General features: G+C 33.9%; 7 protein-coding genes and 1 pseudogene. 3 read left to right on the forward strand and 5 right to left on the reverse strand.

The features are described 5' to 3' along the window. Both ACKVOD_RS05575 and ACKVOD_RS05580 read right to left on the reverse strand, forming a co-directional pair. Nucleotides 1–183, reverse strand: a pseudogene (locus tag ACKVOD_RS05575) (hypothetical protein); the annotation flags it as partial. Further along, nucleotides 180–374 carry a hypothetical protein gene (locus ACKVOD_RS05580; protein WP_409208484.1) on the reverse strand — a complete coding sequence of 65 codons (195 nt, stop codon included), beginning with the start codon at nt 372–374 and terminating at the stop codon, nt 180–182. The gene ACKVOD_RS05580 and the pseudogene ACKVOD_RS05575, both read right to left, overlap by 4 nt. Nucleotides 375–778: 404 nt before the next feature. On the opposite strand from ACKVOD_RS05580, the gene ACKVOD_RS05585 reads away from it, so the two are divergent. Continuing rightward, entirely contained in the window at nt 779–1303 is a 525-nt protein-coding gene (locus ACKVOD_RS05585; protein ID WP_409208485.1) for a nuclear transport factor 2 family protein, read from the forward strand. A 230-nt stretch (nt 1304–1533) separates the two neighbouring features. Here the strand turns inward: ACKVOD_RS05585 and ACKVOD_RS05590 are convergent, their stop codons facing one another. Both ACKVOD_RS05590 and ACKVOD_RS05595 read right to left on the reverse strand, forming a co-directional pair. Beyond that, entirely contained in the window at nt 1534–2946 is a 1413-nt protein-coding gene (locus ACKVOD_RS05590; protein ID WP_409208486.1) for a SusD/RagB family nutrient-binding outer membrane lipoprotein, read from the reverse strand. Between the two features lie 32 nt (nt 2947–2978). Further along, nucleotides 2979–6194, reverse strand: a complete 3216-nt coding sequence (locus ACKVOD_RS05595) for a SusC/RagA family TonB-linked outer membrane protein (RefSeq protein WP_409208487.1) — start codon at nt 6192–6194, stop codon at nt 2979–2981. A 442-nt stretch (nt 6195–6636) separates the two neighbouring features. Between ACKVOD_RS05595 and ACKVOD_RS05600 the strand changes: the two genes are divergently transcribed. Next, complete coding sequence (locus tag ACKVOD_RS05600; protein ID WP_409208488.1) at nt 6637–7377, forward strand: hypothetical protein; 741 nt, start codon at nt 6637–6639, stop codon at nt 7375–7377. Between the two features lie 167 nt (nt 7378–7544). After that, nucleotides 7545–8540 (forward strand): peptidyl-alpha-hydroxyglycine alpha-amidating lyase family protein, encoded by a 996-nt coding sequence (locus tag ACKVOD_RS05605; protein WP_409208489.1) that lies wholly within the window; start codon nt 7545–7547, stop codon nt 8538–8540. Nucleotides 8541–8554: 14 nt separating this feature from the next. On the opposite strand, the gene ACKVOD_RS05610 is transcribed toward ACKVOD_RS05605, so the two are convergent. Beyond that, complete coding sequence (locus ACKVOD_RS05610; RefSeq protein ID WP_409208490.1) at nt 8555–9364, reverse strand: alpha/beta fold hydrolase; 810 nt, start codon at nt 9362–9364, stop codon at nt 8555–8557. Between the last annotated feature and the right edge of the window lie 579 nt (nt 9365–9943).

Genomic DNA, 9943 nt, shown 5'->3' on the forward strand with positions numbered 1-9943 from the left:
TTCTTTAATTGCAATTACTAATTTTTCTGCATTAGCTTCTGAACTATTAATCCAAATATCTAAATCTCCAGTATGTCTTGGTTTGCCATGAAACGCTAATGCGTAGCCACCAACTACCATATAATCAACCTGGTTTTTATTAAGGAGCTTTACAAAATCTTCAAAATCTTGGGCTAATGTCATGCTTTCAGTTTTCTTCTTACTACATATGACTTATCCATCCTAGTAGTTTTTAAATCTACAGTTTGAGATATTAAAAATGTCACCGCTTCAAGCCTTTTTATCAAAGGTTGAGCTAACCAATAGTTCAAATCATTCATTTTTTCGTCAAATGATTTTAATGACGCTTTATGTAAAACTGGTGCGATATTCATATTCAGAATTGACTATAAAGTTACTTAAAATAAGGCGTTTTTGGACTCTAAAATTCCTTCCATGTTATCATTCATTTTTTCTCAAAAAACCGGTTTTCCTCACGCAAACCTCACGCAGAAACAACAAAGGACCCACGATTTAACGTAAGTCCTTGATTTTCATGTAGCGAGACCGGGATTTGAACCCGGGACCTCAGGGTTATGAAGATTTTTTGAGAAAATGAAAGCGTTGATTTGTAGTTAGTTACGTTTTCACAAAACCGAAATCAACCGATTTGAACCGAATTCAGGGGGTGTTTTCGGCACGCAGAGGGATCTAGATTATCATTTTATTATGTGCATAATTTGAAACTTTATTATATCGCAATTTTAAATATATTTAAACATTAACAAAATAAAAAAATATGAAAAAACTATTATTATGTTTTCTTGTATCAGCATCATTAATTGCTTGTACAAACCAAGAAACAAAAACTGAAACTGTAGATGCTAACATTGCATTGTTTAAAGAAAATTCTAAAGTAGTTCAAAAAGCTTTTGATTCATTTATTATAAACGATTTAAATGCTTGGTCTGAATTATTTGCTGATACCGCGAAGTTTAATTCTCCAGTTCTTGGTGATACCTCTTCCAATAAAGCAGCATCTAGAAAAAATTTGGTAGGTTTCCATTCGATTACAAAGGAGTTTAAAATAACTAAAGTTGTTTATTTACCTACTGTAGATACACTTACATTTAAACCTGATGGAGGTGTTCGTTCATTAGTTGAATGGAATATGGTATTATTAAACGGAGACAAAGTTGATATGAAATACTATGCTTATTTTAAATTTAATAGCGACCATAAAATTGTTTCAGCGAATGAATTTTTTGATGCAGGTAGTTATATCAAATTAGCAAGTGAAGCTGCCGAAAAAGTAAAAAAATAATACCCTTTGTTTAATTCCTTTCAAAGAAAGGGTGTAATAAAAATTATATTATAGCAAATTGTTTAGATAATTTTTAAGTTTGGAAAAATACGACTGAGACCTCTAGTGATAGGGGTCTCTTTTTTTATTCCTACAAATACTCAATCAAAGAGGCCGCCCAATTAGACTGCCCCAAAAAAGTTAGACACTTAATGGCGGCCTCTTTGATAAAATAAAAGTTTCTCAACTCTTTATTTGAACAACCACATTTTAGTGTAGTTATCGTCTGCGCCTTGTCTAGCAATCGCATCATTATATGCGGCAGTATTTTGAGAAGGTTCATTAGTTGAATAGCTTAAACGAAAAGGAATACCTCTAGAATCAACTGTTGTCGGGGCTGCAGTTAAAACAGGGAAACCTGTTCTTCTCCAGTCATTCCAAGAATCCCAACTGTTTAAATAGGTATGCACCCATCTTTCTGTAACAATTTGTTTCTGTCCAGTTGCTGCTGTGTAAGCAACAGTGGCAATGTAAGCTGCATACTTAGTTGCATCATACACACCGTATTGCTCCCAAGACGCTTTAATTGAAGCTAAATACTTTGCTGCTGCTTCGGTATCTCCGCCTGTTACATATCCAAGCTTAGCAGCTTCTGCTTGCCAAGATAAAACTTGTGCGTAGGTAAAAATTGGTAATGGAGAACCTTGGTCTCTAAGTGTATTACCAATTCTGCTATAAGCATTGGTAATAGGCGTAGCTAAAATACCATAAGGCAAACCTTTAATTACACCGCCCGCCAATGTTTCGGCATAAATGCTTAAACGAGGATCAGACTTAACAGACATGTAATCAGTCATTGTCTTACTAATTGCATAATCATCTCTTTTACTTACTGTGTAGTTATCATACCAAGGGTTGTAATTGTTAGGGTCGCCAGTAACAAACTTATACATAATGTTTTGTGTGTTGCTGGTAATTACACCCGCAGCTAAAGCATTTGCAAATTCAGTTTTACCAAGAGCTGCATTTGCTTTTGAAACATTAATAGCCAGCGCCATTCTAATGGTATTGGCAAAACGCTTCCACGCAGCCATGTCTCCATTAAATAAAATATCGCCTACAACGCCTTGCTCTGCTGTATTAATTTGAGCTCCAGACTCTGTAAGCTCTTTGAACAAAGCAGTATAAATATCGCTTTGCGAATCATATTTTGGTGTATAGTTTTTATTTGCTTTTAACGCATCACTATAAGGCAAATCACCCCAGATATTTGTAGCAAGCATATAAAAATAAACTTTCAATATTCTAGCAGCAGCAATCTGATTATTTTTTGAACCATTACCTACAGAGCTTGCGTCGCCACTATTGTTATAATCAATGATAGTTTGCAAGTTGTAAAGTGGTCCAGTATAAAAAGAACCAGAACTTACGTTTCTATCACTGTACAAAGAAGAACCAGGATAAGGGCCTTCGGACAAGTGCTGAATATAAAAGTTTGCGTAGCGCGTACCAAAAACAAGGCCTTTAATAGATTGCTCTGAGTTGGTTAATAACGCTTTTGTAGATGCAGCAGTTAATAGCGTTGGACTTACATTGGTATCTCCAAACTTATTACAGCTCTGCATCGTAGCTATAATTGCAATTAGTATAATTATTTTTTTCATTGTCATTTGTTTTATTGTTGAGCTCATTTGAATTAGAACGAAACACGAAGATTAAGACCATACTGACGTGTAGAAGATAACTGACCACCTTCTCTGTAGAATGACTCTAACTCAGATGGATCGATACCATATTTCTTTGTGTTTGCCCAAATCAACCAAGCGTTCTGAACAATCACACCCAAATTTGCAGATTTTGCAAATGGCACTTTCTTTAATACAGATGAAGGTATAGTATAACCAAATCTTATTTCACGTAATTTAATGTAAGAAGCATCTAGAATATAATTGCTTGCGTCACGCTGTAAAGAAGTGTAGAAATATGCTCTTGCAGAAATATATCTGTTATTTTCTTGACCAGCAAGCGCAGTACCAGGGGCAAATACACCCGGAATACGAATACCACCCTTGCCATCACTTCCACCTGTTGTAGTGTAAGCACCTGGAAAATCTCTCCAATCATTTCCTTTATCGTTAACACCCACAGTTTCTGCTGTTAAACCAGCACCTGTTCCATAATAACGAGTTACGCAAGAAAATAAACCGCCATTTTGGAAATCCATTGACATGCTTAAATCAAAATTTTTGTATTTAAACGTGTTAAACATCCCGCCTGTAAACTTAGGTAGTACATTCCCAATTTCCTGGTTGGTTGAATAAGTTGGCAAACCAGTTGCGTCTATAAGTACTTTACCCTCTGCGTTACGATTCCATTTTCTTGAATAAAACACACCCCAATCGCCACCTACTCTATGTTCTAAACGGACGTCTCCAGTAGTTGTAGAATAATATACGTAAGAAGTAATACCTGAAGCCAGTTCAATAACTTTGTTTTGGTTTTTAGCAAAGTTTACACTTGTTTCCCAAGAGAAGTCTTTTGTTTGTATAGGCTTACCATTGATTGAAATTTCAATACCTCTACTTTGAATATTTCCGGCATTAATTTGAGCGGTAGAAAAACCACTTGCTGGAGAAACAGAAATACCTAAAATTTGATCGGTATTGTTATTCTCATACACGGTTACATCTAAACCAACTTTTTTAAAGAATTTCAATTCAAAACCTGCTTCGTATGCTTTTGTTAATGCGGGTCTAATATTACCTCCTCTAAATTGATCCCCAATAGTAGCTGATGGATTTAATCCATAAAAACTACCGTTTGAAATAGACAAGTCTAAAGAGTGTGCAGCTAAATCAGATCCTACAGAAGCGTATGACAATCTTAATTTACCATAACTTAACCAGTTTGTTTTAAGCAATTCGGTAAAAATGAAACTACCACTTAATGAAGGATATAAGTAAGAGTTTGCATTAGCTGGTAAAGAAGAAGACCAGTCGTTTCTTAATGTTCCATCAACAAACAACATTTCTTTCCAACCTAATGAAGCTTTTCCATAAACGCTGTTTACTTTTTTCTTTTCATAAGAACGAGAAACAGCAGGTCTAGAAACAGAAGCAGCAATGTCAAAATAATCTACAGAACTTAAGCCACCCGCTGTTGCCATAGTCAACTGAGAGTAATAGTTACTACGAGCGTTTCCACCCACTAAACCATCTACAGAAAAGGCACCAAATTTATTTTTATAAATCATATTGGTTTCGTAGTTCAACTCACGGTATTGGTTTTGAGACAAACCATAAGAATTAATCTCACAACCACCAGCAGCCATACGTTGTTCTGTTTCGTTGGTATATGTATTAATTCTTACATTAGACTGTACATTAATATGACTATTAATTTTTGCATTTAACCCAATGTTACCAACCAATCTGCTGTTTTTATTGGTATTATAATCTTCATAAGCAATAAAATAAGGGTTATCCCAATAAGCTGGCGTTAACAAAGTTTTTAAGTTGCCAGTAGAATTAGGGTTACCAATATTCCAACTGTTTAAAGATCCATCTGCTTCACGATAATTTCTCATACGCTTAATATCCAATTGTCTTTGAAACCACTGGTTAAAGTTTTGCGTAATGTTGGTACCATCATTTAAGTAACCTTCATTAGGCTGTCCTTTTGTTTTCGACGTTGTATATGTGATGTCATTAGAAATTGTAAAACGAGATCCAATATCATAAGAACCATTTAATCCAAACTGATGTTGGTCTCTAGAAGCATTAGGAATCACTAAAGTTCTATTTTGATTTTGATATGAAAATCTAAAATTATGGTTTTCAGAACCATTGGTTAAAGCAATTGAATTATTCGAGTTGATACCAGTTTTAAAAAAGTCCCTTACGTTATTCGGCTGAGGAACAAGTGCTGTTGTTTGACCAAATTCATCTCCTGGAAACCAGCTCCAATAAGGACGGTATTGAGAACCATCTAATTTTGGTCCCCAACTTTCATCTACACCATAGTCAAGCATTTTTTGTCCATTAAATGAAGCCCAAGATACAGGGTGAATAGCCGCATTGTATTTAAAAATTGGGAAGCCCTGTGCATCATAGGATGTACCTGGAACTGAAGCACTAGAAGCGTTTCCGCCCGCATAGCTATTTTGATATGTAGGTATCAATGCGATTTGTTCAAATGTTGTTCCAAGGTTAACATCAACACTTGTATATTTTTTTCTAGCTCCTTTTTTTGTTGAAATTACAACCGCACCATTCGCAGCGCGTTGACCATAAAGTGCAGTGGCAGCAGGTCCTTTTAACACAGAAATATTTTCAATGTTATCCATAATTACAGCAGACTGATTGGTAATTGTACCATCCACTACAAATATGGGAGCAGCTAAGCCAAGTCCAGTTACACCTCTAATAATAATGTCTGCATTGTCAAAAGTAGAACTTGGTGATCCAATTAATTTAACACCTGCTACTTTACCTACTAAAGAGGAACTCACGTCAACTGATTTTGCAAACGTTAAGTTTTCGCCTTTTACTTCTTGAATAGAGTATCCCAATGCTTTCTTTTCTCTTTTTACACCTAATGCTGTAACAACTACTTCAGATAGGTCGTCTACAGATTCGGTTAGAGATACGTTAGAAGCATTTGCAGCACTCACTTCTTTTGTGGCAAATCCTATTACCGAAAATTGAAGTTCTGCTTTTTGTTTTACAACAATTTTAAACGCACCATTCGCATCGGCTTTGGTTGCATTATTGGTTCCTTTTTCCTTAATGGTAACACCTTCCAAGGGTGCTCCTTTAGAATCGCTAACCTTACCCGAAACGGTAGTGTTTTGGGCTTGGGCGCTGCTAAAGGTTAGCAAAAAAAGCGCAATGACGTACATAATTTTATTCATAGTCTATCTTTAAAGTAAAAGTAAATATACCCTATAAAAAAGTCAAAGTCAAATTAAGTTAAGTTAATTAATAACTAAATGCAAATAGTTTATAATCTGTTCTAGTTTACATTAAAATTGTAGTATCAAAAATTGTGATTCCTCACGCAAACCTCACGCAGAAACAACAAAGGACCCACGATTTAACGTAAGTCCTTGATTTTCATGTAGCGAGACCGAGATTTGAACCCGGGACCTCAGGTTATGAAGATTTTTTGAGAAAAAGAAGGCATTGATTTGTAGTTAGTTGTGTTTTGGGAAAACCGAAATCAACCGATTTTGACCGAATTCAGGGGGTAATTTCCTCACGCAGTGGTTATTTAGATTATCATTATAATATGGTCTCTTTTGCAAGATGTTTATATCGTAATTATTAATTAAATTTAGTTTCAACTATAAAAAAATGGAAGTACACCACCCTCATCATCTATCTCATAAAAAAAAATGGAATGAATATATTATAGAATTTTTGATGTTATTTGCCGCAGTAACATTAGGATTTTTCGCAGAAAATGTTCGTGAACATCAAGTTGAAAGGCTAAGAGAAAAGGAATTTATCCATACCTTAATTGAAGATCTTAAATTGGATAAAACCAACTTAGAAAAAGATATTGAAATTAGAAAAAGTAATGAAGCAAATTTTGATACTTTAATAAAGATATTAAAATCACCCAATTATTCAAATGAAACAGGACGTATTTATTATCTAGCTAGAATCGGATCAAGAAAGAATCACTGGTCATATAATGATAGAACCATTCAACAATTAAGAAATTCAGGTAATTTTAGATTAATTAGCAATGTAGAAATTTCAGATAAAATACTACAATATGACCTTTTAATGAGACAGGTTTTATACCTAAATGACCATGAATACAATATAATTATGGCCGATTATAGAAAGCAAGTAATGGTCGTATTCAACCCACTAGTTTTTCAGGAAATGCAAAGAGAAGATATTTTTGAATACCCTGAAGGAAGCCCTAAATTATTCAATAACGACCCTAACCAAATTAATTTACTGGCTTCTCATGCTCATTATGTAAGAAATCACACCGGATTGGTTAGAAAAAAAGAAATCGTATTAATGAATGAGTCTTCAAAACTGATAGAGTTTATTAAAGACGAGTACCATTTAAAGTAAGACCTTGCCTTATTTAGGGTTAGTTTTTCAGAAAAAAACCAATTTGCGCAAATAGAAGGTCTTAGGTTTACGCAAGTATTAAATATAAATTATTTTTATTATGTGTATCTTTTGATACAGGATTATCGTAACAGAAGAAAAATAAAAAACTAACAAAAATAAAAAAAATGAAATTATTCTTTGCACTTTTGATAATAAGTTTCGTGTTGTCTTGCCAATCAGGAACTACCAAAAATAATACAAGTACTACTAACTATGAATTAGTAAACAACTGGCCTGAACTAAGTAAAAATTATTATTTAGGGCAACCAACTGGCATTAGTATTGATAAAGATGATCACATATTCGTTTTTCATAGAGCAGGGCGCAAGTGGACTTCCCCATTCCCAGACTCGGCTATTTCAAACAATACAATACTTGAACTTGATAACGAATCTGGTAAAATCATCAATTCTTGGGGTGCAAATGCTTTTATTATGCCTCACGGGTTAACAGTAGATAATCAAAATAATATTTGGTTAACAGATGTGGCACTTCACCAGATCTTCAAATTTAGTCATGATGGAAAATTACTCATGAAATTAGGAGTAGCAAAAGTATCGGGCAATGACTCTTTACATTTTAATCTCCCTACAGATATTGCGGTAGCCGATGATGGTTCGTTTTATGTAAGTGATGGATATGGTAATAGCAGAGTGGTTAAATTTTCTTCTTCAGGAAAATACATCAAATCATGGGGAACTTATGGTAATAAACCTGGAGAATTTATAATACCTCATGGAATAGCTCTTGATAAAAACAATACTTTATATGTTGCTGACAGGCAAAACAACAGAGTTCAATTATTTGATGCAAATGGCAATTTTTTAAAGGAATTAAAAAATGATATGCAGGTTAAACAACTGCCCTCAATTGCTATTGATAATTTAGGCCAACTCTTCGCCATAGACTATGATCCAACAAAGAAAAAAGATAGTACAGTAAATGGTTCAACAATTTTTGAAATTGATTCATCTCAACATGCCAAAAATCATTTTGGAGCTAATGGCTCCACCAAAAGAACTACTTCCTGGTTCCATGATTTAGCAATTGATAGTAAAGGTAATATTTACGTTGGTGATATTATCGGAATGAAGATTTTGAAATTTAAACTTAAAAAATAATTTAATAATACTATTTATTTATCTAGAAAGTTTAATATAATACTAGTAATTAAATCCGGTTTTTCTTTAAATACAGAATGTGTAGTATTAGGAAGTATACATAATTCGCTCCCTTTGATTGTTTTATAAATATGAAGTCCATGCTCAAGTTTCGTAACATCTTTATCACCATAAACGATTAAAAATTTACTTTTTATGTTGCTTAAATGGGCATCGCTAATCTTTTCTTTAGTAACCCACATATTATAAAGCTGTTTATATGATTTCTCCCAATTATCTTTATTAGGTGATTTATTTAAAAAATCAGGTAACCATCTAGTTCTTACCCCATCTGATATGTTTTTTGGATCTAAATGACTTTTCATGTTTTCTAAAACGCCATCTTGATATCCGTCTGTATCACTATTGGCACCACTTACAATTACTTTCTTTACTTTATCTGGTCTATCATAAGCTAGTATAAATGCAGAATTGCCGCCATCACTCCAACCTAAAACATAAACACTATCTAATTTTAAATTATCAATAAATTCGGCATAATAATTAGCATAAATTTGATAACTCATCGAATCTATTTGTTCAGATCTCCCTTGTCCAGGGCTATCCATAGCAATTACTCTATACTTTTTTGATAATGGCTCGATTATATCTTTAAAATGGCTGATAGATCCAAATCCACCATGTAATAATATCAATGGTATCCCTTGGCCATACTCTTCATAATATATTTTTGCATTTTTAATAGTTATATAATTACCATTATTTGAACCATAAGTTATTTGAGTGTATGCTGTATTTCCAAAAAGTAGAAGAGTAAGAATCAAAAACCAATTTACCAAGAATGACCTTTTAAATATTCTATGTTTCATATTATTATTTTAAATGATAAGGTAAGGTAAGCTAACCTATTAGTTTGATTAAAGAAGTCAAAAACCTCACGCAGAAACAACAAAGGACCCACGATTTAACGTAAGTCCTTGATTTTCATGAAGCGAGACCGGGATTTGAACCCGGGACCTCAGGGTTATGAAGACAACGAATATATCACATCAGTTTAATTTTCAATTAGATAGAAATGCTGTTGCTCCCGTTGTATAACTCTTTCTAAGGTAAAAGAGGCGCAAAAAGGGAGCGCACACTTTTCACTGCTCCGCATGGAACAAAACTGGAACTTCCTGACAATTGGAAGGAAGTTAAAAGAATTAAAAATTGTAAATGATGGAAGCTCTCTACTAATTTAGAAAATATTTTGTCCACTTTATGCTGACGTTAGACAGTTAATCACCAACTCTTTGTACACGAAAACCTACATTCGTACTCGTACTTTTTACAAACTTTGGTGCACCAACTGCATCCTTCAAGTGGATCCAAGGTGCGGGTAATGGGTCATTGTCACCTAACTG

The organism is Flavobacterium sp., from assembly GCF_046155325.1.
In the GTDB taxonomy this organism is placed as follows: Bacteria; Bacteroidota; Bacteroidia; order Flavobacteriales; family Flavobacteriaceae; genus Flavobacterium.

Bases quoted from the DNA above. Each gene is read 5' to 3' on its own strand.
- ACKVOD_RS05580 (WP_409208484.1), bottom strand. From the start codon at position 374: ATGAATATCGCACCAGTTTTACATAAAGCGTCATTAAAATCATTTGAC.
- ACKVOD_RS05585 (WP_409208485.1), top strand. From the start codon at position 779: ATGAAAAAACTATTATTATGTTTTCTTGTATCAGCATCATTAATTGCT.
- ACKVOD_RS05590 (WP_409208486.1), bottom strand. From the start codon at position 2,946: ATGAAAAAAATAATTATACTAATTGCAATTATAGCTACGATGCAGAGC.
- ACKVOD_RS05595 (WP_409208487.1), bottom strand. From the start codon at position 6,194: ATGAATAAAATTATGTACGTCATTGCGCTTTTTTTGCTAACCTTTAGC.
- ACKVOD_RS05600 (WP_409208488.1), top strand. From the start codon at position 6,637: ATGGAAGTACACCACCCTCATCATCTATCTCATAAAAAAAAATGGAAT.
- ACKVOD_RS05605 (WP_409208489.1), top strand. From the start codon at position 7,545: ATGAAATTATTCTTTGCACTTTTGATAATAAGTTTCGTGTTGTCTTGC.